At 59.6% G+C, this 24,001-nt stretch carries 23 protein-coding genes and 1 pseudogene; 14 read left to right on the top strand and 10 right to left on the bottom strand.

What is annotated here, in order from left to right; all coding sequences use genetic code 11:
- Positions 1-103 precede the first annotated feature (103 nt).
- Together C8K44_RS19035 and C8K44_RS19030 are read right to left on the bottom strand one after the other, a co-directional pair.
- Positions 104-2,464, bottom strand: a complete 2,361-nt coding sequence (locus C8K44_RS19035; protein ID WP_109577355.1) for a bifunctional DNA primase/polymerase — start codon at positions 2,462-2,464, stop codon at positions 104-106.
- Between the two features lie 244 nt (positions 2,465-2,708).
- A complete protein-coding gene (locus C8K44_RS19030) occupies positions 2,709-3,086 on the bottom strand; it encodes a hypothetical protein (RefSeq protein WP_109577354.1) in 378 nt (125 codons plus the stop codon).
- 443 nt (positions 3,087-3,529) lie between these two features.
- On the opposite strand from C8K44_RS19030, the gene C8K44_RS19020 reads away from it, so the two are divergent.
- On the top strand, positions 3,530-3,724 hold the full coding sequence (locus tag C8K44_RS19020; protein WP_109577352.1) for a hypothetical protein: 195 nt from the start codon (positions 3,530-3,532) through the stop codon (positions 3,722-3,724).
- 10 nt (positions 3,725-3,734) lie between these two features.
- On the opposite strand, the gene C8K44_RS19015 is transcribed toward C8K44_RS19020, so the two are convergent.
- Entirely contained in the window at positions 3,735-3,941 is a 207-nt protein-coding gene (locus C8K44_RS19015) for an AlpA family phage regulatory protein (protein ID WP_109577351.1), read from the bottom strand.
- A 124-nt stretch (positions 3,942-4,065) separates the two neighbouring features.
- On the opposite strand from C8K44_RS19015, the gene C8K44_RS19010 reads away from it, so the two are divergent.
- Positions 4,066-4,632 carry a hypothetical protein gene (locus C8K44_RS19010; RefSeq protein ID WP_109577350.1) on the top strand — a complete coding sequence of 189 codons (567 nt, stop codon included), beginning with the start codon at positions 4,066-4,068 and terminating at the stop codon, positions 4,630-4,632.
- Here C8K44_RS19010 and C8K44_RS19005 read toward each other — a convergent pair.
- The 3 genes from C8K44_RS19005 to C8K44_RS18995 all read right to left on the bottom strand — a co-directional run bounded on the left by C8K44_RS19005 (position 4,578) and on the right by C8K44_RS18995 (position 9,126).
- Positions 4,578-5,810: a site-specific integrase gene (locus tag C8K44_RS19005; protein ID WP_109577349.1), complete on the bottom strand. Its 1,233-nt coding sequence runs from the start codon at positions 5,808-5,810 to the stop codon at positions 4,578-4,580. The genes C8K44_RS19010 and C8K44_RS19005 overlap by 55 nt on opposite strands.
- Positions 5,811-6,121: 311 nt before the next feature.
- A complete protein-coding gene (locus tag C8K44_RS19000) occupies positions 6,122-6,826 on the bottom strand; it encodes a response regulator transcription factor (RefSeq protein WP_109577348.1) in 705 nt (234 codons plus the stop codon).
- Positions 6,827-6,882: 56 nt separating this feature from the next.
- Complete coding sequence (locus C8K44_RS18995) at positions 6,883-9,126, bottom strand: ATP-binding protein (RefSeq protein ID WP_109577347.1); 2,244 nt, start codon at positions 9,124-9,126, stop codon at positions 6,883-6,885.
- A 349-nt stretch (positions 9,127-9,475) separates the two neighbouring features.
- Here C8K44_RS18995 and C8K44_RS18990 point away from each other — a divergent pair, with 349 nt between their 5' ends.
- From C8K44_RS18990 to C8K44_RS18960, 6 genes and pseudogenes are all read left to right on the top strand, one after another.
- Complete coding sequence (locus C8K44_RS18990; protein ID WP_109577346.1) at positions 9,476-9,841, top strand: hypothetical protein; 366 nt, start codon at positions 9,476-9,478, stop codon at positions 9,839-9,841.
- Positions 9,842-10,059: 218 nt separating this feature from the next.
- Positions 10,060-10,215, top strand: a pseudogene (locus C8K44_RS28200) (DUF1127 domain-containing protein); the annotation flags it as partial.
- Positions 10,196-11,017 (top strand): alpha/beta fold hydrolase, encoded by an 822-nt coding sequence (locus C8K44_RS18980; protein ID WP_109577344.1) that lies wholly within the window; start codon positions 10,196-10,198, stop codon positions 11,015-11,017. The pseudogene C8K44_RS28200 and the gene C8K44_RS18980, both read left to right, overlap by 20 nt.
- 434 nt (positions 11,018-11,451) lie before the next feature.
- The gene (locus C8K44_RS18975; RefSeq protein WP_109577343.1) at positions 11,452-11,688 is read left to right on the top strand and encodes a DUF1344 domain-containing protein; all 237 of its coding nucleotides are present in this window, start codon (positions 11,452-11,454) and stop codon (positions 11,686-11,688) included.
- Between the two features lie 1,187 nt (positions 11,689-12,875).
- Positions 12,876-13,649: a phospholipid phosphatase gene (locus C8K44_RS18965; RefSeq protein ID WP_199227147.1), complete on the top strand. Its 774-nt coding sequence runs from the start codon at positions 12,876-12,878 to the stop codon at positions 13,647-13,649.
- Positions 13,650-13,659: 10 nt separating this feature from the next.
- Positions 13,660-15,336 carry a S8 family serine peptidase gene (locus C8K44_RS18960; protein WP_109577341.1) on the top strand — a complete coding sequence of 559 codons (1,677 nt, stop codon included), beginning with the start codon at positions 13,660-13,662 and terminating at the stop codon, positions 15,334-15,336.
- 118 nt (positions 15,337-15,454) lie between these two features.
- Here the strand turns inward: C8K44_RS18960 and C8K44_RS18955 are convergent, their stop codons facing one another.
- A complete protein-coding gene (locus C8K44_RS18955; RefSeq protein WP_109577442.1) occupies positions 15,455-16,603 on the bottom strand; it encodes an aminotransferase class I/II-fold pyridoxal phosphate-dependent enzyme in 1,149 nt (382 codons plus the stop codon).
- A 137-nt stretch (positions 16,604-16,740) separates the two neighbouring features.
- On the opposite strand from C8K44_RS18955, the gene C8K44_RS18950 reads away from it, so the two are divergent.
- The 6 genes from C8K44_RS18950 (at position 16,741) to aat (ending at position 22,063) form a co-directional block, all read left to right on the top strand.
- On the top strand, positions 16,741-18,141 hold the full coding sequence (locus C8K44_RS18950) for a M48 family metalloprotease (protein ID WP_109577340.1): 1,401 nt from the start codon (positions 16,741-16,743) through the stop codon (positions 18,139-18,141).
- Positions 18,142-18,190: 49 nt separating this feature from the next.
- Positions 18,191-19,009 (top strand): DsbA family protein, encoded by an 819-nt coding sequence (locus C8K44_RS18945; RefSeq protein WP_109577339.1) that lies wholly within the window; start codon positions 18,191-18,193, stop codon positions 19,007-19,009.
- Positions 19,010-19,140: 131 nt separating this feature from the next.
- On the top strand, positions 19,141-19,575 hold the full coding sequence (gene aroQ, locus C8K44_RS18940) for a type II 3-dehydroquinate dehydratase (RefSeq protein WP_109577338.1): 435 nt from the start codon (positions 19,141-19,143) through the stop codon (positions 19,573-19,575).
- A gap of 29 nt (positions 19,576-19,604) precedes the next feature.
- Positions 19,605-20,072, top strand: a complete 468-nt coding sequence (gene accB / locus C8K44_RS18935; RefSeq protein WP_109577337.1) for an acetyl-CoA carboxylase biotin carboxyl carrier protein — start codon at positions 19,605-19,607, stop codon at positions 20,070-20,072.
- Positions 20,073-20,089: 17 nt separating this feature from the next.
- On the top strand, positions 20,090-21,433 hold the full coding sequence (gene accC / locus C8K44_RS18930; protein ID WP_109577336.1) for an acetyl-CoA carboxylase biotin carboxylase subunit: 1,344 nt from the start codon (positions 20,090-20,092) through the stop codon (positions 21,431-21,433).
- Positions 21,434-21,445: 12 nt separating this feature from the next.
- Complete coding sequence (aat, locus tag C8K44_RS18925) at positions 21,446-22,063, top strand: leucyl/phenylalanyl-tRNA--protein transferase (protein ID WP_109577335.1); 618 nt, start codon at positions 21,446-21,448, stop codon at positions 22,061-22,063.
- Between the two features lie 19 nt (positions 22,064-22,082).
- On the opposite strand, the gene C8K44_RS18920 is transcribed toward aat, so the two are convergent.
- The 3 genes from C8K44_RS18920 to C8K44_RS18910 all read right to left on the bottom strand — a co-directional run bounded on the left by C8K44_RS18920 (position 22,083) and on the right by C8K44_RS18910 (position 23,927).
- Positions 22,083-22,658, bottom strand: coding sequence for a class I SAM-dependent methyltransferase (locus C8K44_RS18920; RefSeq protein ID WP_245417546.1), 576 nt, complete (start codon positions 22,656-22,658; stop codon positions 22,083-22,085).
- Positions 22,659-22,965: 307 nt separating this feature from the next.
- Positions 22,966-23,343: a hypothetical protein gene (locus tag C8K44_RS18915; RefSeq protein WP_109577333.1), complete on the bottom strand. Its 378-nt coding sequence runs from the start codon at positions 23,341-23,343 to the stop codon at positions 22,966-22,968.
- Positions 23,344-23,411: 68 nt separating this feature from the next.
- Complete coding sequence (locus tag C8K44_RS18910; RefSeq protein WP_245417545.1) at positions 23,412-23,927, bottom strand: DUF2155 domain-containing protein; 516 nt, start codon at positions 23,925-23,927, stop codon at positions 23,412-23,414.
- Between the last annotated feature and the right edge of the window lie 74 nt (positions 23,928-24,001).

Genomic DNA, 24,001 nt, shown 5'->3' with positions numbered 1-24,001 from the left:
CGGAAGACTGGGTGCAAACCAGCGTTCAAATGCTCCGGATACTGAATTTGCCCCCGGTCTTAACCCAGCCTTACGGCGGTCCTCACCCCAGTCTTGCACCCACCTATTTCGGTACAGGTTCCGCGCCTTTGGGAAGGTATTCGGCAGCCCAATATCGGAGTTTGGCCTGGCCGCTCTCGGCGACTAGCTTGGCGAAATGAATCTCACCCGCCTGCATCAACATCGTGATGATGTCTTCAAGCCGGCGCTTGTCGATCGCCCCACGCAGGTTCTTCACAATGTCGCGCATAGTGATGCCACGGTCGCCGCGTCGGACCACTTGTGCACGAACACGGAGGTATTCGGCTGCCTTGTCGTTGTCGGCGATGTTGTCCGTCGCGCCGCTGATGATGACCTGCAATGAATGCTCCGCCACTGCATTTGCCCACTCCTGAATTTCGCGGGTGATGATCGGGTCTTTCGGATCGCACCCGACAGCGACAATCAGAGCCAACCGAGCCGCATTTTCGCCAACGCGGTTCAAGATTGGGCGGTAGGACGGGTTGATGGTGCCCTTCATGGCTCGAATACGATCGTCGAACTCCTCAAAGAAATCGTCGACGCCCTCACCCCATTCTGCCGTCATGATTGGATGGGGTTTTTCGTCGGACTTGGCGTTCAGAGCGAAGAATGGCCCAGTGTATTTCCCAGCAGCCAGCCCAAGCAGTGCAGCGACCTTGTCGGATAGTTCGCCTGGAATGTCGTCGATCGACCCCTCTGGCCGTCTGACCTTGACGGGCTCGGAGTCGCCGACATCGATCAGCACCAGTCTTCCAAGGAGGCCTTCAGAAATGTTTCCTGACGAAAGCGACGCCCAAAATGTCGAAGGGGTCGAAATTCCGTGAAGCGTGAAGCATGGCGCAATGATCCGCGCCACGTTGCCAGCGGCCTTTTCCTGCCCGCCCCAATAGCCAGTGGGCGCACCCGTCAGTTCCATCAGCGCCGATGCGATCTCGGCGCGGTGAGTGGCAACGTTCCGCCCCGCATGGTCTGCCAGCCAGCGGCCAAACTCATCCTGCACGCATACAGAGGTTGGAGATTTGCGGAGCTTATTCGTAAGCCCAGGAAGGCTGCGGATCTGGTCCATAAAAAGCCATTCGGAAACCTTACCACCCCAGCTGGTGCTGTCCGCGAGTGCCGATGAAACACGAATTGTCACATCTTTGCCGAAGCCGGATTCCGCCAGGCCGACGACATACAAATTGCTCCGAAGACCGGTCGGGCCCCTGTAACGGCGGCCGATCAGCCCCGCAGTGAACGCAAGGGACGCCACCAGCGCAAGGTGAGGCGATGGGAACCGCGCACACGAAACGATGAAGCGCGCAAAGTCCCCCACGGCTCCAGGCGGGTAGCACAGGCTTTCCGGCAGGCCTCTTGAACGGGGAATCTCCACAACCGGTGCGTCGTCAACTTCGTCAGCGTCGTCATCGTTGGCGGCAACGGGAACCGCAGTCGACGTGCCGAAGCGCACCGACACCGGCGCAACATTCCACCCCAGGTCGATCGGATTGATGCCTAACCGTTCGCACAGCCAGAAGGCGGCCTCCTTAGCATTGGTGGCCGAACCGTACTGCTGAACAAGACTGATCGGCGTTTCCGGTCGCTCGAGCCCAAAATCTTGAATGCCATCAGCATGGACACTGATGTCTTCCTGAAGGCCACGGCCCAAATCCTTCGAGGACACGCGCCACGCGCCGGTTCCGGCCTCTTGTCCGGCGGTTGGGAACAGGTCACGAACCCATCGGCCTGTGTTCCCGAGGGCCGCCGTGTTCACACGCTGCCAGAATGTTTCGCCGCCAGTTGGTCGAGCGCTCTTGTCTTGCGCCTTGCGCAGTGGCGTGCCTGCTTTCGCCAAGATTGTTTCAGCGTCCGCGAGGAAGGCGTCAATGTCGCCCGGCGATATCGCAGGCAGATCTGCATACGGAATCGAAAGAAGGTCGCCGCCGGTCCACGTGTAAGGCTTCTCCGTCTCTGGATGAATCCCGAACGCCACAAATTGTTGGCCAATGCCCAACACCTCAATCTGGCATTTCTGCCCATTGACGACGTATTCGCCGGTCTTGAGCTTGTCCCGCGGCTCAGCTGCTCGGAATACAAACAAGCATTTCGGCGCGCGCCCGGTTCGGCAAGGTGCGAGTCCTGCGTCGTTGATGTCGAGCAGACGGTCGATCAGCCTTTCGGCTGTCGCAGGATCCGGAGCGTCGATGTCGATGGCAACAACATCGCCCGTCAAAATACCAGTATTCTGATGGTCCGAATGACCGTGCTCCCATGACGCGATCATTGCAGGCGTTGCCTTCAGCGATGACCATCCCACAACAAGAGGCCGCTTACCGTTGACAGGGATCGGAAGGTAGCCATTCGCGAGCAATGCTAGGCGAAGGTCGGAAGGCGTGGACTCAGGCTGTTCGGCGGGTTGAGGCATGCAGAGCTCCCAAAGCTACGCCAGCGGCGCGCACCAGATCGTTTGCGAAGGATGGGCTGAACGTTGCCACACGCTCCCCGAAGGCATTAGGGGCGTAGACCAGCCGTCCAGAGTGGCCGTCGACAAGTTTCAAATTGAAAAGCCGGCAGTCCGGCGTCAGCTGCACATCAAAATGCGCAAGCGTCCGCCCGCCGGCACCCGCAGGCGCCGGCCGAATAGCTAGGATGTGCATTGCTATCGAACCCTATTGGCCGATCGAGCGTTCGAGTGGCGCAAAATCTGCCGCAGTTCGACCCCAGTCCCGAACCGAAAAATAGCGCCCTTCCAGTTGGCGTGGGTCATGTAGCTTTTCCAGACCAACAGCACGGGTGAGAGCGTCGAGGCGCTCGGAGTTTCCGCGCCCGACGAGGAAGGTGAGTCCAAGGTCGTTGCCGCCCCTAGTGGGGAAGCGGGAAGCGAATACCTTCAGTTCTGTCGCGCCATCGACCAGGTCGGGCTCGAAACCCGCCACGTAAATCCGCCAGCCCGACCACACGGTAGCAGCCTGGCGTTTCAGCTCCCGTCGAGCCGCCGAATAGCCCTGGCGTTTGTAGATGTCGGCAACCGCTTTCATGTCGCTCATGCTGCCGCCCTCGCTGCGATGGTTGAGGGGGAATTGATCGCGGCAGTGGAATTCATGGTAATATTAAACATTGCTACTCCTAAGGAGGTCGAGCATGACCCAGCCTGGAAGCGAGGCGCGTTGCGATCTGCGCAAAGAGTGTTTCTGGTAGCCATGGTTAGCCTTCCTTTTTCTGGGCAGATAGCCACAGACGCCCCTTGGGTGGCGTGCTTTTAGTGACGCGCTTCAGTGATGTTTGGCTCGATTTGTCCGTTTCAACTGAAAACTGTACGACGCCGTAGCCAGTTTTGACCGTGACGATACTGTTGTTCTGGGTTAGGCGAGTGTCGTTCGCTCGCCTCCAATTCATCTTTCCCATCTATGCGGCCCACCCCGTAGTGGCTTTGGTCGAGATGGTTGAATTCATGGTATAATTAGACATTGCTACTCCTAAGGAGGCGTGCATGGCCCTGCCCGCAAGCGAGGCGCGCTACAATTTGCGGAAGGAAGCGAACGGCACGTGGACAGTCTATGACGTGTTCACCGGCTTGCCGGCTCGAGTGAAAGGCGTTGAGCAGGTTTGGTTGGAAATGGAGCAGGCCGACGACTTGGTCGACCTGCTGAACCTTCAAGACGCTAGGCGGCGCGGGTTGAAATAGGTGTTGGCGGTTAGGCCGCCCTCGCTGCGATCCGGTCGGTGATCCACTGTTGAACCTCGCTTCGAACGAAAGCTATGCGTCTGTCCCCGAGCGGTACTGCGGCGGCGAAGCGCCCCTCGGCGCGATATTTGTTCAGCATAGAGCGCGACATCGAGGTCATCGCGCATGCATCATTCAGGCTGACGAGCCGCGGCTCGTTGTCGTTGGCTGAGTCCATTCATCGAATCTCCAAGGCAGGATGCCAATAATGTCTATAGTGCATTAAAAGTTAAATGTCAATAACGTATTGCGCGCATTATTATTTTATGCCAAATGAGCGATCGAACGGAGAGAGCGAAAGAATGGCATCGCAAAAGGAATTGGTGGCCGTCGTCGCCGAGCACATGGGCGTCCCGATCGAAACCGTTACAGTCATGGACAGGCTGCTCGCCGAAGCAGGATTGCGCACACGCGCCCTCCGTGGCCGCGGCAATACGCCGATGAGCTACCGCGACGGAGCGAACTTAATTATCGCAACCGCACTAGGCGCCGGTCCGAAAGACGCTGTGCGGCTCGTTAACGAATATGGTGATCTACAGGTCCGGCGATTACGCGAAAGCGCTAGTCGTGATAAGACATTCCTGGGCGTCACATTCGGTGACGCTCTAGCAAATATGATTGAATCTGTAGCAGCCTCACGTGTGGAATTCAGCGCACATGAAGACGAGCCCAACCACATGGCCGCTGAAGTTACCCTATTCGGCCCGGAACCGCGGGCAGAGATCATGTTACAGAAGAACGGAGGGCCGTTTACTTTCGAGTACGGCCAACCCTTTGGTCGCATTATAGATCTTAAGCGAACCGTACGCTTCTCTCAGATCACTTTGGGTTTCGTCGGCGAAGCTATAGCTGAGGGTTTCGCCAAATAGGCCGACCAATCGGTCATCACAACTCGCCGCTTTTCGAGCGCATCAGATCGTGCATATGCACGCGTAACGGCATCGCCCACGGCATGGGCCAGCGCCATTTCTGCCAAATCCCCGTCGTGACTCGTCCCCTCGGTCACCCAGTCACGGAAAGAACTGCGAAAGCCATGAACGGTAAAGCCGTTGCCGCCATTGTCAGCTAGCACCTTCGCCATCGTGTTTTCCGAAATCGGCCGCTTGTCCCGAGCGCCAGGAAACACATAGTCGTTGATGCGCGTCGCCTTCATTCCTTCCAAAATGGCGACGGCGCGATCAGACAGCGGCACACGATGCAGCCTCCCGCCCTTCATGCGCTCGGCCGGGATAGTCCATAGTTTGCCGTCCAGATCGATTTCCGACCAGATAGCGCCGCGGGTCTCGCCAGATCTAGCAGCTGTGAGAACGGTAAATTCCAACGCTCTACCGCCGATGGTCTCTAGGCCGGCCAGAGCCTTCACGAGTGCCGGGACTGCCCGCCAAGGCATCGCCGCGTGGTTGCTCTTGCTGGTCAGAGCGTCCGGTTTATGGAGTACATGTTCGAGGTTGCCCTTCCAGGCGGCTGGATTCTCCCCTGCCCGGAGACCCTCGACTTTGGCTGAATCAAGGACGCGCTCGATACACTCGCGGAGCTTCTCGGCTGTCTCTTGTTTTACACCCCAGAGCGGGCGCAACACAGACAGCACCTCAGTTACGCCTATGCCCGCCAACGCTCTGTCACGGATGCCTGCGGCGTGATTGGTCAGCATGTTCCTCCACCTCGCCTCCGTCTTTCCGCCACGCCAGCGGCCAGCTTTTACTGCGTCATCAACGTATCCATCAGCGTACTGGCCGAACGTCTTTACTGCCGACTTCGCAATTGCCGCTTCGATGGCCTCCACGCCGTGACGGTGTTCAATAGGGTCGATTCCCTTACGCACCAGATCGCGGGCGGCTTCCGCTTTCTGGCGAGCCTCGGCCAGGCCGACAGTATGAAGCGGTCCTAAACCCAGTTCCCGACGCTTCTTGTCGAACCGATAGTCAAGGATCCAGTACCTACCGTTCCCTTTGGAGACGAGCCACAATCCTCCGCCGTCACGCAGCTTAGTTGCCTTGCTCGACGCGATAGCTCTTACTGTGAGGACGTTTCGAGTATGGCTCCCCATCCTGCCTTTCCCCGCTTTTTCCCCGCTATTGGGGTATGCGCTAGTGGTAGACAGTAATGTTACAATTGACAAGCGAGTCTTTTCATTTCAACCATTTATGAGCCATTCGGTTGACATCAATGTCGCGAATGTCACTTGAATGAATCCGGCCCGGGGAGCCATTCTAGCTCAAGAACTTTCCCGTCAGAAGTAATCGATGCCGTGGCGATATCGGGTTTGGAACCATCGTCGGCGCTTGCCTTGTTGCGATCGCACTTATGGAAGCGAAAGGGCGCAGGCGCCCATAGGCCGTCGTCACAATCGAATCGGGCCTACGAATAGAGATATCCCACCCCGCGGATTGTCTTGATCACCTCCGGTTTGGACGGATCGATCTCGATCTTCTTTCGCAGCCTGGAAATTCTGATGTCGATGCTGCGGTCGAAGGGGTCCCATCCGCGATCGTGGGCAAGCTCCAGCAGCTGATCCCGGTTGAGCGTTCGCCCGCGATTGTCGGCGAACACCTTCAATAGCTGAAACTCCATCGGCGTGATGGCGACATCGGCACCGTCGGCGTCGAGCAGCTTGTGGGTCTCCAGGTCCAGGCGGCAGCTGCCAAACTGGATTATGTGCGGCCCCAGATGCTCCCCCCGTGCCTGCTCCTGGCCCGAGGTCCGGCGCAGAACGGCCTTCACGCGCGCGAGCAACTCCCTGAGGTCGACGGGCTTGGCGATGTAGTCATCGGCACCGACCTCGAGACCAACCACCCTGTCGATGATCTCGGCGGACCCCGTCAGCATGATGATCGCGACCTTGTAATGCTCGCGCAGGTACCGCGCCAGCGAGAGGCCGTCTTCGCCCGGCATGCGGATGTCGAGTATAACTACGTCGACGGGCCGACTGTCGACGATATCGCGCAAGGCGGGGCCCGCATCGGCCGCCGTGACGGAAAAACCGTTCCGTTCCAGATACTCGACGACAGTGTCGCGCATATCCGGCTCGTCATCGCAGACAACGATGTGCGGGTTGGCGGTCAACGCTTCCTCACCTCGGGTTGAAAATACGCCTCTTCCAGAATGCAGGCAAACGCCTTTCAGCCGTCCCTGTTGACCAGCCTGGAGACGAAAGTCCTGAGTTCGAATGGTTTGACCGGCTTTTCGAGATAAGGCCGTTTTGTCGCACGCAAGAAGACCTGCGCGTCCGGGCTGATCGTATCGCCAGTCAGGAAAGCGAGCCGCTCCGCTTCGGCCGGATGGAAATCGGAGACGTGATTGAAGAGCCTGCGGCCGTCCATGTCGGGCATTCTGAGGTCGCAGAGGATGATGTCGAATGTGCGTAGCTTCAGCTGCATCAGCGCTTCCTTGCCCGATCTGGCGACAATCACGCTGAAGCCGTCCTGGGTGAGAATTTCGGCTATCAGTTCCCCAACGTCCTTTTCGTCTTCCACCACCAGGCAGACGCGCCCCGTCGATTTGGAAGGCTCGGTGGTCACTGACTCGGCCCGTTCCACGATCCTGTCAGACGCCGGCAACGAAATGACGAAAGTCGACCCGCCGCCGCGCGTGGTTTCGACCCGGATCGTTCCCTGATGGGATTGCACGATGCGATGGCAGAACGACAGGCCTATACCGGTCCCCGCCCCGACATCCTTGGTCGTGAAAAAAGGCTCGAATATCCGGGGCAGGATTTCATCGGGAATTCCAGGGCCAGTGTCGGCGACCTTGACGACGATGTTGCCGCTTTCCGGGTGCCGGTGAGTCGAAACGGTAATCTGCCTTTCGCCATCCCATCCGTGCAGTGCGTGCTCGGCATTGACCAGCAGATTGATCAAGACCTGGCTGAGCTGATCGGGATCGGCCCAGACCGCCGGAAGGTCCGCGTCGAGCCGAAGCGACAGCTTGATGTCCGAAGACTTGATCGAATAGCCCACGACTTCCGTCGCTGCCATCACGATGTCGTCGATCGAGACATTCGAGGTTCTTGTCGGTTGCTGCCGGGCCATGGCGAGGAACGTCCTCACAATCCTTGCGCAACGTTCCGCGGCCTTGCTGATCTTGTCGGCACGCTCGACAGTCTTGGGGTCGGAAGCGGTCTCCTTCAGCGTCAAGGACATGCCGAGCACCACGGACAACGGATTGTTCAACTCATGTGCCACACCGGCAAGCAAGCCGCCGAGCGCGGACAGCTTCTCGTTCTGGTGGAGCGTTTCGCGCTGTCGCTCCAGTTGCTGCTGCATGTCGATGCGGTCGGAAAGGTCATAGGTGTGCGAGACAATGACTTTTTCGCCATGGAAATCGATCAGCCTTGCCGAGATTGAACACCAGCAGGGCTGGCCGTCCTTGCGGCGAAGTTGAGTCTCGAAATCATCGATCGCCCCCTCCCGCAAAAGGTGCTCGACGAATTGCTTGCGGTGCAGCGGGTTGAGGTAACTGTCGAAGGCGCTGTCGACTTCACCGTGCAACTGCTCGGTGGCAGGGCTCCGATAGAGCATCTTGCCATCGCTTACCCTGGTCATCTGGATACTGGCCGGGCAGGCTTCCAGAACCTTGCGCACCAGTTCGTCAGCCTCTTTCGCAGCCAGCTCCGAGCGCTTGCGCTCGGTTATGTCGACCCGTGTGACCACGAAGCCGCCTTCGCGGGTCGGGCAGTTCGAGACGAAGAACCAGCCTCCATCGCTATGTCGAAACTCCTGCTGGCGAAACTCCCGCCGGTCCTTGGCCCTTTCGATCAGCCAGTCGTCGATACTGTCGCTTGAAACGGGAAACTGGTTGCGCTGCGCCGCCACGCGAAGGAAGTCAAACCAATTGACGCCTGGAACTAGGGCGTCCGCGCTGACCGAATGCATCTTCCTGTACTGGCTATTGGCCAGAACCAGGCGATCATCCTTGTCATAGAGCGCAAAGCCCTCAGCCAGGGATTCGATGCCGTCGGCCAAGCGCTCGCTCGCCTGCCGCGCCTGATCCTGAGCGTTGATGATGTCGGTGATGTTCGTCGCGTTGGAGACGATCACCGCCCTGCCTTGGAATTCGATCAGCCGCGCCGAGATCGACCCCCAGAAAACGTTGCCGTTAACATCGTATTGGCGCACCCGGAAATCATCGATGCAGCCCTTGTCCAGCAAGACCTTGACCAGCATCTTGCGATCGTCGGGATTGACATAATAGTCGTCGATGTACGCGCGGTCGCCGTAGAGTTCCCTACTGGCCGGGTTGCGGTAGAGCGTTTCGCCTTCGATGGTCGACATGCGCGTGGGCACCGGGCAGGCGTCGAGCACCTTTTGCATGAGGGCTGTGGCCTCGCGTTCAACTGCCTCGGCTTTCTTGCCGTCAGCTTGCATGCGCCATCTCCTCGATGTCAGGCCGAAGCCTCCGCATCGCTTTCACGGCGGCGTGATCGCCAGTCGGGCTGAATACAAGGGCTTTGTTTCGGTTTCACGCCGAACGCACCCCGCATTGTTTCAATTATTCCGACGCTGAGGCCGCCCTCGTAAACAAACGAAACTTTTTTCCTCCGTTCGGGAGGTCCGGCCGAAACAGGGCCGCGCTAACCTCAATTACATATGCTTCGCTCGCTCGCTTTCCGCAGCCGATGGAGCCTACCAAAAAACCATGGGTCTGTTGACGGTTTTCGCACGCGACATCGCGCGCGCACGTCAACCCACCCAACATCCGATGAGGAGATAAAAGATGAAGCTGACCCTTCTCGCTTTGTCCGTTGTCTTGCCGACATTCGGCGCAGCAGATGCCAACGATCCCGGCTGGTTCCTGCATTTTTCGAGCATCGATGGTTTGCCTGTCAGGCAGCCGTTTACGGCTCCCCACACGACCATCCCGGGCGAGGTTCCCAATTTCGCTTCGGAAGCGTCGTTGGGTGAAACGATAATGCCAGGGAGAATGAGATACCTGTTTCGGGATGCGCCGATGCGTTCCACGACACGCAACCCAACGCGCGCATTCGGTCTTACTTCCTCGGATACATTGACGGACAGCGCGGCACGCCTGGGCGCCAAGCCGCTCATTCCGTGCGCGGATCCACCACTGCATGCCGACTGAGCACCTTCGTGGCTGTGCGGCCCGCATTTGAAACAAACGAAACACATATCAGCCACCTCAGAAAACGAGCTGAAATGGAAATGAACTAGAAAGACACGTCGCTGCTCCAGCGTCTCAAACGGACGGAGTCGTCAAAAATGTCCACGCTCACCATTCGCTCACCAGCTTCGGCCTTTGCCTCGTCCTGGTTTACGAGGGCTCGGCACGCCTTTCATGCATACCGCGCGCGGCGGATACATTACCGTGCCGTTCGGCACCTGTCCGAACTGGACGACTTCCTGTTGAAAGACATTGGCGTCTCGCGGTGCGAAATAGACTCGGCCGCCTACGGTGGTTCCGACCGGAGACGTGGTCATGCTGACGATCTGGCCTGACTTGAACAAACACTGCCTCTCCGAGGCTATCTTCGGGCCGCCGGTGCTGGTGCTTGATGACAATGCCAACGCCGGCGGCCAATGGCATGGCCTCCTAAACTGTCTCGCAAGCCGGTATCGATTGCACACACCGTACTGGGATGCCGGCGCCGGGCAGATGGTCCAACGCGCGATCGCATCTCTGGAGCGCAATGACGCGCCAATGCATGTCATCGGGTGTATGCATGGCGCTGCAATTGCTATGGAAGTCGCTCTGTTGCGGCCGGATCTGGTGCGGAGCCTGATATTGATAAATGGCGCGGCGTTTCACCTGCTGCGTGACGGCGATCCAAACGATCTAACCTTGTTCGACGAGTTAGCCGCACTATCCAAACGTATCGATGACGCTGTCGCGGCCGCTGACTCGGCAGCGGCAATGCGCGCCTATGTCGACTTCTGGCATGGCCAAGGAACATGGGAGGAATCCAGTGAGCCCCTGACGCAAGATCTTGCGGCGCAAGCGGCGCGGATGGCCTCGAACCTGGCCGACTCTCTCGCCCGACCATGGGTTTTGCCCGACTGCGCCCGGCTCGCTTGCCCCACACTTGCAGTTATGGCGCTCGAAAGCCCAGTTGCCACCATGCGCGTCACAGAAATGATTGCTGAAGTGATCCCGGACGCCCGTCTGATCATGGTTCCGGATGCCGGACATCTGGCGCCGCTTGCCGATCCCCACATACTGTTTCCCGTGATTGCGGCTCATCTAAAAGCTGCCAACCAATCAGGACGCGTCTTCCTGACGAGGCAGACAGCCCAGGCCTGAGTCTAGCCGCCCAAAATCCGGGAACCGGTGCCACGACGGCTTGCATCGTCCGCTGCTCATGCGGGCGCCAACTCCCCTCCCAACGATTAAACTTGCCGTCCAGAACTCGCCAAAACCAGAACGGCCGCGCCGGATGGTTCTTTGCTGTTCATTCCCCCGCAAAGCTACGTCGTCGAACTGGTTCCCAGCACCAGTTGTATTGGCGGCCTGTCTGTTCCGCCTCCAAATGTCTCGGACCCAGCAGATCCCAAAATCACATCGAACTGTACAGAAACGTCTTTGTGTCGAAGTGGCCTGTTACTTTTCATCAAACACTCGTCCTCTGAAACAAACGAAACATATATTTTCGAACTCAGAAAACGATACGAAACGGAGGGCCGCTAAAAAGGGGACGTCGCCGATGTTGGCGTCACCTCCCAAGAAGGAAGCACTCGATGAAGACCCTTATTCTCACCGCCGCCTCGCTCGCCTTCATGTCAGGCGTCGCCCTGGCTTCGAGCTCGAACGGCATGATCGCCAAGTTCAACCCGTACACGCGCGTTGTTACGCTCGATGGCGGCAAGAGCTTCACTATTCCGCGCGATGTTCCCCTCCCGGCTCTTCAGGTCGGCGAACAGGTTTCGATCCAGCTTAACGATGAAGGTGACAGGGTCACCGACGTCCTGCGGTAGATCTGATCCCCGGATCTCTGCTGAAGGCCGCCTGACAGGCAGCCAAAAAGCCATGGACGCCCGCTCCGTCCATGGCTTTTTTCTCTGACGGAACAGCGACTGTATTCAGTGCCGATGAAGGGTCCGGAACGCCAGTGAGATGGCGTCACCGTGAAACCTTTCTCGTATCGATTCACGTAACAATCACGTTGCGTGCAACATGGCGCTGTTACAAGGGATCGCTAATATTCACGCAACGCAACCGAGAGAGGAAGCGACCATGCGGTTTTCAGATGTGCGCGAGACCCTTCGGAGCATCGGGGTCGTCGTGAGCAAGCGCGGCGAAACCATCCGACTCAATCATTTTGGTGGGCTGGAAGACACTGCGAAATACACCACCGACCTTCAGGACGCGCTCTCATTGGGCCGAGCAATGGCCGGCCCGCGTCGCCAGGTTATGGCTGGCCGACTAGGCTAACCAGCTGTTTTTTTGGACGTTATAGTCCGGATTCCGCCGTCTGACGTCTGGAGCGACGTCAGTTGCGGTTGACCGGCAATGTCTCGGGATCAAGCGCCACTGAGGAGCTCGCCGGCATCATCTGATTGAGTCGGACGACTGACGTGCCGCCACAAAAGCGACTCCATTGCCAACATCATCCTGCCGTGTTCGATAACCGCTAGTTTTCCTCCTCAAATTGTCTCTGCGTGGGCGCGCATCCTAACCCGGCAGAGCCCCAGTCCCGCTGGCGCGCCAACACGCGCCACGATCGCAACAGCCTTGATTTTTTTGGCTGCTTTGACGTTTGGATCACGCTGCAATCACCCCTCAGCCGTAAAGTCCGTCGAAATAGGCTGGAATCGCCTCAGGCAGCTTTGGCGAAATACTGGTCTCGATCAGCTAGCTGATCCATGCGCGCTAAATCTCAAGCAGAGCGATGGCGGCGCCAATTCGATTGCGGCCTGATCTGGGCCGGCGTCAAGCCTGCGCGGCGGGCCAAGTGCCGCAACACTAGTTCCAGACAAAGGGGAATGAAGTGGCTGGCAACGACAGTTTTTCGCCGCAACAAGGCAGCTTTTCACACTTCCTGGATCAATATCGCTTCAAGATCGTCGGTGACGATGTGGTGCCTTGCACGGCGTTCGACCGGCCACCGCTGGAATTGAAGTCAGTGGCCGGCGATGCCCAGGGCGAGAAGCCTGCGCCCATCATGATCGCGAGCCTGCATAACATGGCGTCGCTCAACAAGCACAAAAGCAAAGCCAAGAACAAAAACAAGAACCGAGGCAGCGCGCTTCAATCCGGCTGTGTCAGCGGTGCGCAGAGCAGCCTGATCCCGGTCTTCGAACTTCGCCGGATGCACGCCTCGCCTTCGTCGCATGCATTCACGGCCGCTCGAAAATTCACCTGGGAGCAACTCGACATCCCTTTGCCCCCGGGCCCTGACGTGACGCGACTTGAGACATCGGTACTGCTTTCGCTGCAAGCGCGCGATCGCGAGCGCAGCCGGCGCAAAGAAGACATCGAGCGCGAAGCGAGCCTTGATGTTAGCGATTTCACCAAGCCTCTTGGCATCGACGGCATCGTTGGGTTCGAACAGACCGAAGGCCTGATTCTGTCCATCCTGACTGCCTGCGAGTATGTCGGCCTGATCTACAAGGCCAAGGTCAACCGCACGCCCCCCAACCAGATCGAGCCACGGCTAAGGCTGATGTTGCCAAATCCGGCCCACCAGACCTATCCGAGCAACCACTCGTTCAAGTGCCACTCGATCGCCTTCGCCTTCAACGCGATCCTGCCCGAGCACTACGCGACAGAGGAATTGTCGCGCATCGCCCGCAAGATTGCCGAAAACCGGGAATGGGCAGGCCTGCACTATCCGAGCGACACCAACGGAGGTCGGGCCCTGGCACAGCGCTTCCAGCCCTACCTGCGCGACGCGTTCATGGCGAGTTATCTCGCCGCACAGCGAGAATGGCTCTGAGAAAACCGAGATGCTCAACGGAAATCAGCAATTCTCATTCCAGGCGCCACAGCCCTATTACTACCTGTGGCACCTCGCGGCCCTGGGTGTGATCGACGCAACCTTCGCGCCACCCGGCCCCGGAAGTGAGACGGACTACTCCTCGCCCGCCATCGGCGGCACGGTCTGGGACACGATTGCCCAAGCTTTTCCCGCGGCGGATACGCCTGCGACAATCGCATTGATCGACGTTGGCGTCAGCCGCAGCCACCCCAACCTGAAGAGCAGGCTCGACACCGTAAGGTCGATCGACCTCGTCAGTCATCCCTATGGTGCAAAGTATGTCGCCGCACCGGCCGCCAATCCTTATGATCCGGAGGTGAAAGCCCCATTCTTTGCCGATCTATCGACTGCCGGACTGGGGTCGTTGAACCTGAGCGGACCCGAGACAGGCTATCTCAACAGCCTGATCGCCGACCTGATGGCTTCGGAAGGCATTGTGCACACCCTCATCGAGGGTGACGAAACATTCGGCAGTCACGGCACCGCCGTCGCGGGCCTGGCAATTGGCGAGCCGGCCATCACTCATCAAGGCGATCCTGCGCCGGCCCCTGCCGACGTGCTGAAAAGCGCCGATGGCACCGCCCTGCCCAACCCGAACCGCCACACAATTCCCTATTTTGGCGTTGATCCGTTCTCGCGGCTCATCTCGATCCGCACTGGCTTCGAGCAACAGCCCGACCAGTTCATTACAGCCTTTCTCTACGCCTACACGAACGGCGTCGACGTGATCTTGCTGCCGCGCGGCCTTCCAGACCCGGTCCGCAGCATCATCAATCCCAAGCCCGAGCTCTCACAGGACCTCGATGAGCGCGTGAATTGGGAACGCGCCGACCTGTTCGCCCGGCTTGAAGAGGCAACACCGCTTGCCAGCGAAATTCGCCCCCACGCCGTCGGCAAGACCGCCAACCGCGAGATTGCCTGGAACATCCTGGCCAAGCTGATCGTGGCCATCAGCCGCAAGGTGCCAGTCATATGCGCGGCTGGAAACGGTGGAGAAAGCCAGCTCATCTATCCGGCCAACCTTGCGGCCGCCAACAATGGCATCATCGCCGTAGGCGCCGTGACGCCCCATGGCTATCGCTCGGGCTACAGCAATTACGGTGCAAAACTGACGCTTGTGGCGCCCTCGGACGATTTCGAGGTCTACACACGCCATCAACTGCGCGTCGACCGGACCGACCCCATGGTCGATCAGCATTTTTACCATCCGGGCACTGGCGAGGTCATTCCTCACAGCCATTTTTCGCTTCTGACGACCGACCTGCCCGGCGTCTTCGGCAACGCCGGCGGTTCCGACCCTCACTCCTCCATCCTGCCGCCACTCGACAATCCAGGTATAGGCGGAGGCTATTACACGGCATTTGGGGGAACATCGGGTGCCGCAGCCCTGGTTGCAGGCGTTGCCGCACTTGTGGCGCGCGCCAACAAGGCCAAGCATGGGCCAACTGCGAAACTCGATGGCCTGTCATCGAAGTCCATACTGGTCGCGGCTTGCAACCAGAACGCTGCGGTAAAGCCGGGCGAGACGCCGCTTACACCTGATCCGATGAACGCCGACAACGAACCTGCGAAGGGCAAGGGCTATTTCTTCGGCGCCGGACTGCTCGACGCCGGCAAGGCCGTCGCGACAGTGCTTGGTGCTTAAATCGTCAGGATGCCGCCAGCGGGGGCGCGGGCATCCAGACACCCAGGAGTGAGACCATCCTCCCCTCATTCCTGCCCGCCCCGTCGGCTTAGCCGACGGGGCGGTTGAGTTGTTGCCCTCAGCGCAGCCAGCGTTCGATGCGGTCCATGGACTCGACCATATCGTCATGACTGCCAGCATAGGAGAACCGCATATACCGGTGGCCAGCGAGGGTATCGAAGTCCCTGCCGGGCGTTGCCGCCACATGCGCTTCCGCCAGCATGCGGCGGGCAAACTCCATGCTGTCATTGGTCAGTTTCGTCACATCGCAGAAAGCGTAGAACGCACCGTCCATTGGGGCTGCGAAGGCGAATCCGAGTTCAGGCAGCCGCTTGGCCAGAAGCTCGCGGTTCCAGGCGTAGCGTGCCTTGATGGCCTCGAGTTCGTCGGTGACATTGAACGCTTCGATGGCGGCGACCTGCGAAAGTTCGGGCGCGGAGATGTAGAGCGACTGCCCGATACGCTCGACCGGCCGTACCAGGCGCTCCGGCAGCACCATCCAGCCGATGCGCCAGCCGGTCATGCAGTAGTATTTTGAGAACGAGTTGATGACCGTCACATCGTCATCGTAGGCAAGTGCCGTCACATCGGGCGCACCGTAGGCAAGCCGGTGATAGATCTCGTCAGATATCACCGCGATGCCGAGCTCACGCGCGGTGTCGACCAGCGCCTTGAGATCGCCGGCCGGCACGACGGCACCGGTCGGATTGGCCGGGCTCGCAAACAGCACGCCTTTGAGCGGCTTAACGCGATGTGCATCGCGCAGGTGCTCGGCATGAAGATAGGCGGCGCCATCAAGTTCGATCTCCACGACCTCGAGGCCCAGCGCGCCCATGATGTTGCGATAAGCGGGATAGCCCGGCGCAGCGATCGCCACGCGGTCGCCGGCGTCGAACATCGCAAGGAAGGCAAGGTTGAAGGCCGCCGACGAGCCGGTGGTGACAGCGATTCGCGAAACGGGCACGCTGATACGGTAATGCTCGGCATAATGCGCCGAAATCGCCTTGCGCAACTCGGCGAGCCCGAGCGCGTCGGTATAGCCGATGCGGCCAACCTCGAGTGCCGCCGCGGCCGCATCACGCACGCGTTGCGGTGCGGGGTCGGAAGGCTGACCGACTGCCATCGAAATGACAGGCGTTCCCAATGCCTTGAGCCTGTTGGCTTCGGCCAGAATGTCCATTGCATGGAACGGCTCAACCTCGCCGCGCCGTGAAATCGCTACCGCCATCTTCGTCCACTCTTCCTTGCCATACATAGGGGCAACGCGCCGCACAAATGCCTGATTGATATGGGGATCACAAGTTGATGAGTTTTCTCAGCCCGTCTTTTCACAGCCCGACGGCTCGTTTACGAGTGTTTCCCGCCATGCAGAGCATCAAAAGTCTTTCGCGTTTCATCGCAAGATCAGCGCGCGCGGTCACCGCGCTCGCGCTGTCGGCTTGCCTTGCGCTCGGATCGACTGGCACTGCCCATGCGCAGGGCGTGCCTATCGTGCGAGATGCCGAGATCGAAGCCCTGGTGCGCGAATACGCGCGGCCGATCCTCAAGGCCGCGGGGCTGGCCAATTCGAACATCAACATCGTGCTCGTCAACGACCCGTCTTTCAACGCTTTCGTCGCGGGCCGACGCATATTCATCAACACCGGCACCCTGATGACATCAGAGACGCCGAACGAAGTTATCGGCGTGCTCGCACACGAAGCCGGCCACATCGCCGGCGGCCACCAGGAACGCTTGCGCGAGCAGCTCGCACGCGCGCAGACCATGGCCATCGTGGCGGGATTGCTCGGGGCGGGCGCGATGATTGCGGGGGCTGCGACCGACACCAAAGGCATGGGTGCCGCAGGCGCCGGCGTCATTGCGGGCGGTTCGGAAATGGCCCGGCGCAGCCTGCTTGGCTACCAGCGCTCGGAAGAAGCCACCGCCGACCGGTCCGCGATCACCTATCTCAATGCCACCGGCCAGTCGGCGCAAGGCATGCTGAAGACCTTCCAGCGCTTCCAATCGGCACTTTCGCTGTCGGGCGCGCGGATCGACCCCTATCAGGTCAGCCACCCGATGCCGCGCGATCGCATCGCCAACCTGGAAACGCTGGCGCATCAAAGCCCCTACTTCGACAAGACCGATCCCGAAGCACTGCAGCTGCGTCACGACATGGCGCGCGTAAAGATCGCCGTCTACACACAAGGCCAGGCCGCCGCGTCGCGGCTGCTGCGCAAGGACCCAGGTGGGCTCGCCAGCCGCTATGGCGATGCGCAGGCAACCTATCTGTTCGGCGATTTGCGTTCAGCTCTCAGCAAGACCGACGCGCTGATCAAGTCGCAACCCAAGAACGCCTATTTTTACGAATTGCGCGGCGACATCCTGATGAAATCGAACAAGCCGGCTGCGGCGGCGGAAGCCTATTCCACCGCAGTTCGACTGGACCCGGCCAACTCGGGAATACTGCCAATCGCTCTCGGCCAGGCCTATCTCGCTATCGGCACACCCGACGCGCTCAAGAAGGCGGTGGTCGAAGTACGCAAGGGTCTCGACCGTGACCGCGAGAACGCTTCCGGTTACCGCTATCTGGCGCAGGCCTATGGCATGCTCGGCGATGTCGCCGATGCTGACCTTGCAACCGCCGACGGCCATTATTACAGCGGCGCCTACCAGGACGCCAAGATCTTCGCGATGCGCGCGCAAATGAAGCTGCAGCGCGGCTCGCCGGGTTGGGTGCGTGCCCAGGACATCATCAATTACAAGCAGCCGGGCAAGAAGAAGTAACCTTGCACCGCAGGCAGCGACATAGCCAAAAGGGCTGGAGTTTGAGACTATGAAAAAAGCAATTCTTCTCGCCACAACTGGCATCGCTGTCGCTTTTGCGATGCTGGCTGCAGGCTACATCTCGGGCACTCCCGGAACGGCCCATGCCGAAAGCGCCAAGCAGCCGGCCGCGGTCGCTGCCGCCGCTGGCCTCGACAAGAAGCAGATTGAGACCATCGTGCGTGAATACCTGCTCGACAATCCCGAGCTGCTGCTCGAAATGCAAGGCGCGCTCGAAGCCAAGCAGAAGGAAGAGCAGCGCGTCGCCCATGTCGAGGTGATCAAGCAGAGCAAGGACGAGCTCTTCAACTCGGCTTTCGACGGCATTGTCGGCAACCCCGACGGCAAGACCACCATCGTCGAGTTCTACGACTACAATTGCGGCTACTGCAAGCGCGCCCAGGCCGACATGCACGCCCTGACCAAGGCCAATCCCGACCTGCGTTTCGTGCTCAAGGAATTCCCAATCCTCGGACCGGATTCCCAGAAGGCCCATGTCGTTTCGATGGCCTTCCGCAAGCTGATGCCGGAAAAGTACGGCGAATTCCATGACAAGCTGCTCGGCGGCGAAGGCCGCGCCGGCGAAGACAATGCCATCAAGATCGCGCTTGAGCTCGGTGCGAACGAAGCCAAACTGCGCGAAGCGATGAACGATCCGGCGATCGCCGAAGCCTTCAACCGTACTTATGAGCTTGCAAACCGGCTGCAGATCAGCGGCACCCCATCCTATGTCGTCGGCAACGAAGTCGTCTTCGGTGCGCTCGGCCAGGATGTGCTCGCCGAGAAGATCGCCGCGGCCAAGGCCTGCCAGGCTGATTCCACCTGCTGAACAACGATTGTTCAGCGCGAGCCGTTGTGGACAGCGCAAGAAGTCGCTTGCGCTCTTTTCGCGACGGCTTATGCCAATTATAGAGGGTCCGCCGCGCCAGAAAGGATCTGGCGGGTGGAAGGGTCTGTACATTGAAAACAGTTTTCGTCCTCAACGGTCCGAACCTTAACATGCTGGGCAAACGCGAGCCCGGGATTTATGGCGGCAAGACCTTGGCCGACATCGAGGCCGACTGCCAGACAGCAGCCGCTTCGCTTGGGCTCGCGGTGGACTTCCGCCAATCGAACCATGAAGGCGACCTGGTCGACTGGATTCACGAGGCGGGCGAAAAGGCTGTCGGCATCATCTTGAATGCTGGCGCCTATACCCACACCTCGATCGCGCTGCAGGACGCCATTCGTGCCGTCTCGCCGCTACCGGTCGCCGAGGTGCACCTTTCCAACATCCACGCCCGCGAGCCGTTCCGCCATAAATCGATGGTGGCACCGGTGGCGGTGGGCATGATCTGCGGCTTCGGGCCGCTCGGATATACGCTGGCGCTTCAGGCGCTGGCCGCCCGGCTCTGACCGGAAACAGGAAGAGAAAAGGCTTAAACATGGCGACGAAGAAGACCGATGGTGTTGACCAACAGCTCGTCCGCGACCTCGCAGGAATTCTGAACGACACCAACCTGACCGAGATCGAAGTCGAACTCGGCGACTTGAAGGTGCGCGTGTCGCGCCAGGCGCAGGCCGTGCATGCGGTTGCCGCACCTGTCATGGCCGCACCTATGGCTGTGAACTCGACGCCGGTCGCAGCGGTCGCGGCTCCCGCGGTCATCGACATTTCCAAGAACGCCGTGCCCTCGCCAATGGTGGGCACCGCCTATCTGGCGCCTTCGCCCGACGCGAAGCCGTTCGTTGAGGTCGGTTCGGTGGTCAAGGAAGGCCAGACCCTGCTGATCATCGAAGCCATGAAGACGATGAACCAGATTCCCGCGCCACGCTCCGGCACGGTTACGGCGATCCTGATCGAAGACGCGCAGCCTGTCGAATACGGCATGCCGCTCGTCGTCGTCGAGTAAGCCGGAAGGCTGCGCGCATGTTTCAGAAAATCCTGATCGCCAATCGCGGCGAAATCGCCCTCAGAGTGCTGCGCGCGGCCAAGGAGCTCGGCATCCAGACGGTTGCCGTGCACTCCACCGCCGACGCTGACGCCATGCACGTGCGCCTTGCGGACGAAAGCGTCTGCATTGGCCCACCGCCGTCACGCGACAGCTATCTCAACATCCACCAGATCGTCGCGGCCTGCGAGATCACCGGAGCGGACGCCGTCCACCCCGGATACGGCTTCCTGTCGGAGAACGCCAAGTTCGCCGACATCCTGGCCGCTCACAACATCACCTTCATTGGCCCCTCGGGTGACCATATCCGCATCATGGGCGACAAGATCGAAGCCAAGCGCACCGCCAAGCGCCTGGGCATTCCGGTCGTTCCAGGCTCGGAAGGTGCCGTCAGCGACGAAAAGGAAGCCAAGCGCGTCGCCGCCGAGATTGGATACCCGGTCATCATCAAGGCTTCCGCCGGCGGCGGCGGCCGCGGCATGAAGGTCGCACTCACCGAGGCAGACCTTGAGATCGCGCTTGCCACGGCACGCTCGGAGGCCGGTGCTGCCTTTGGCGACGATGCCGTCTACATCGAAAAATATCTCCAGAAGCCGCGCCACATCGAAGTCCAGATTTTTGGCGACGGTGCCGGCAAGGGCGTCCATCTCGGCGAGCGCGACTGCTCGCTGCAGCGCCGCCACCAGAAGGTCTGGGAAGAAGCCAATTCGCCGGCCCTCAATGCCGAAGAGCGCTCGCGCATCGGCGACATCTGCGCCAACGCCGTGGCCAATCTCGGCTATTCCGGTGCTGGCACGATCGAGTTCCTCTACGAGAACGGCGAGTTCTATTTCATCGAAATGAACACCCGTCTTCAGGTGGAGCACACGATCACTGAAGCGATCACCGGCATCGACCTCGTGCATGAGCAAATCCGCGTTGCCTCTGGCGGCGGGCTGTCAGTCACTCAGGATGACATCCGCTTCCATGGCCACGCCATCGAATGCCGTATCAACGCCGAGGATCCCCGTACGTTTGTGCCCTCGCCCGGCACGATCACGCATTTCCACACACCCGGCGGCTTGGGCATCCGCGTCGATTCGGGCGTCTATTCCGGCTACAAGATCCCGCCCTACTACGACAGCCTGATCGGCAAGCTCATCGTGCACGGACGCAACCGCGTCGAATGCATGATGCGTCTGCGCCGCGCACTCGACGAATTTGTGGTAGATGGTATCAAGACGACGTTGCCGCTGTTTCGTGATCTCGTCGGCAACCCCGACATTGCAAATGGCGACTACGATATTCACTGGCTGGAAAAACACCTCGCGAAAGGCGAGTAGACTGGGGGTCGCATGACCCGTCCTTATGCGCCCGGCTACACCATACCCACGGACCTTCTGCTGAAGGCCTATGCGTCGGGCGTGTTTCCCATGGCAGAGAGTGCGTCGGATCCGGAGGTCTTCTGGGTCCGACCCGAGACACGCGGTATCATCCCCTTCGACACCTTCCATGTGCCCCACAGCCTTGCCAAGAAGATGCGGCAAGGCCATTTCGAAATCCGATTCGACAGCGATTTTGAAGAAGTCATCGACGCGTGCGCCGAGCGGCGCGCGGGGCGCCTGTCGACCTGGATCAACGCGCCGATTCGTGAAGCCTACACCCACCTGCACCGTATCGGCCACGCCCATTCGGTCGAGGCGTGGCGCGACGGCAAACTGGCAGGCGGCCTCTACGGCGTGTCATTGGGCCGCTGCTTCTTCGGCGAAAGCATGTTTTCGCGCGAGACAGACGCTTCGAAGGTCTGCCTCGTCCATCTGGTCGAGCGGCTCAAGCAGCGTGGTTTCCTTTTGCTCGACACGCAATTCACCACCGACCACCTGAAACGGTTCGGCGCGGTCGATGTCCCACGCGACAAATACGAAAAGATGCTGGCCAAGGCTCTAATCGGCGAAGCTACTTTCGCACCCTGAAACCGTCTTGGTCTAGCTGCTACGCCCTGGCTGCGATGATCGACTTGTTGAGGCCGAGCACCTTCTCGTGGCTGACCTCGGCGTCGCTGAAAAGTTCCCGCATCTGCCTCGTTGAGATCAACTGATGATGATGGATGATATCGCGGGCCTCTGCGACGTCGTCAATCCGTCTGAAGAACCCGAGCGAATAGCGCATGATGAGTGCAACACGGACTTTTTCCGGCAGGTACTGGAAGCCGGGAAAGCGGAAATGTGGCTCGTAGGGGAACCAATAATTCGGCGTCTGGACATAATAGCGCGAAGACAGTCGCTTGGTGTTCTCCGCGAAGGCGCACATCCGGTCCCAACTGCCGACATGCTCGATCACCGAGTTCGAATGCACGAGATCGAATTGGCTGCCGGCAAACAGCCGAGGGTCGGCTCCGTCGCCGATGAGTGCCGTGAACATCATTTCGTCCTTGACGTTCTCGGGCTCGGTATTGACCAGCGTAATCTTGATCCTGCTCCTGTTCTGACGGAGGAAATCGCGCCCGATCAGCCAGTATGTCTCGGTCCCGCCGATGTCGAGGATGTGAGCCTGGCCGCGCTCGCCCAAGATATCCTCGATGATTTGACGTATTTTGACAAAGCGTCGAGACCTGAATCTGAACTCAAGACTGTTGCTGTCGGCATACGGATCACGCGTTGCTACTGCGGCGTCTATGATCTGCTCGTTCGAAATCAATTACAATTCTCCACGGTCCATTCGTATTTCTGGTTAACAGAAGATTAATGGACTGGGTGAACATTGTGTCATGATGGTTAATCTGGGCGGCTACAATGTTTTCCCGAGCTCATTTGGAGGATGCGGGCCGCGACTTGCGATGCGATTGCTGCAGGGAAAGCTTATGAGACCACCGCTACTAGCTACTGGCCTTGCTGGCCTCCGGCCTGGTCGGCGTATGCGCGTGGAACATCATCTTCCAGCCCTGCAAACGGTGCACATAGCCTGAACTGACGAGGGCTGAGTAAGGCTCGCCATTGTCGCGGATTGCCTTGGCTTGGTAAGTCAGCATGACGATGTCGCTGCCCGGCTCGACGATGCCTTGCAGCTTCATTTCCAGGTTCCGCCAGCGGTTCGGTTTCGTGGCGGTCGCGGCAATCTCTGCGTTGCTCATCACGCCGGCCATATCGGGAAACGCGACGAGGCACTCCCTGTCGGCGTTTTCGGCGAAGAACGCCTGATTGCCGGTCCAGAATTCCCGTTCGAGTTCGAGAAGTTCGTCACGATTGATGGTCACCGCAGCATCCTCCGCTGGCGTTGTTCACAACGACAAACGCCATGAGGTCGATGCGGTTCCGACAAAGATCAGTTTGTCTTGGCGGCTTCCGGTGCCGGCACGTCCGACTTCTGCTTGCATGCCTTCAGCCAGACGTCATAGACGGCATGCTCGACGGCGTTAAGGCCCGGGCTTTCGGCAAACATCCAGCCGGTGAAGATGCGCCTGATCTTGCGGTCGAGCGTTATCTCGTCGACCTCGACGAAGGAATCCGTCTTGGGTTCCTCGTTTTGAGGCCGCGAGTAGCAGACGCGCGGCGTTACCTGCAGGGCACCGAACTGCACCGTTTCGTCGACATAGACGTCGAAGGTGATGATACGGCCGGTGATCTTGTCGATGCCGGCGAACTCCGCGATCGGATTCTTGATGCGCTGAGGCTTAGGCGCGACTTGCGGCGCAGGCTGTGCTTCGCTCGGGACCGGCTGGGCTTCGCCTGGAACCGGCTGCGCTTCGCCAGGCAACGGCTGTACATCGATTGCCGGAAGATCGTCGCCTTGCTCGACCTGTTGATCGAGCGGAAGCCGCTCTATGCTGTCCTGGGCCATCGCATGGCCAAGCCCTGCACACAGCGCAACCGTGGCAAGCAGAGCTTTTGCCTTCGATCGTCCGCTCGAGGGAT

This window comes from Aminobacter sp. AP02 (assembly GCF_003148805.1).
Taxonomy (GTDB): domain Bacteria; phylum Pseudomonadota; class Alphaproteobacteria; order Rhizobiales; family Rhizobiaceae; genus Aminobacter.
Note: the sequence above shows the minus strand (reverse complement) of the source record. Positions and strands in the feature narration are given on the sequence as shown.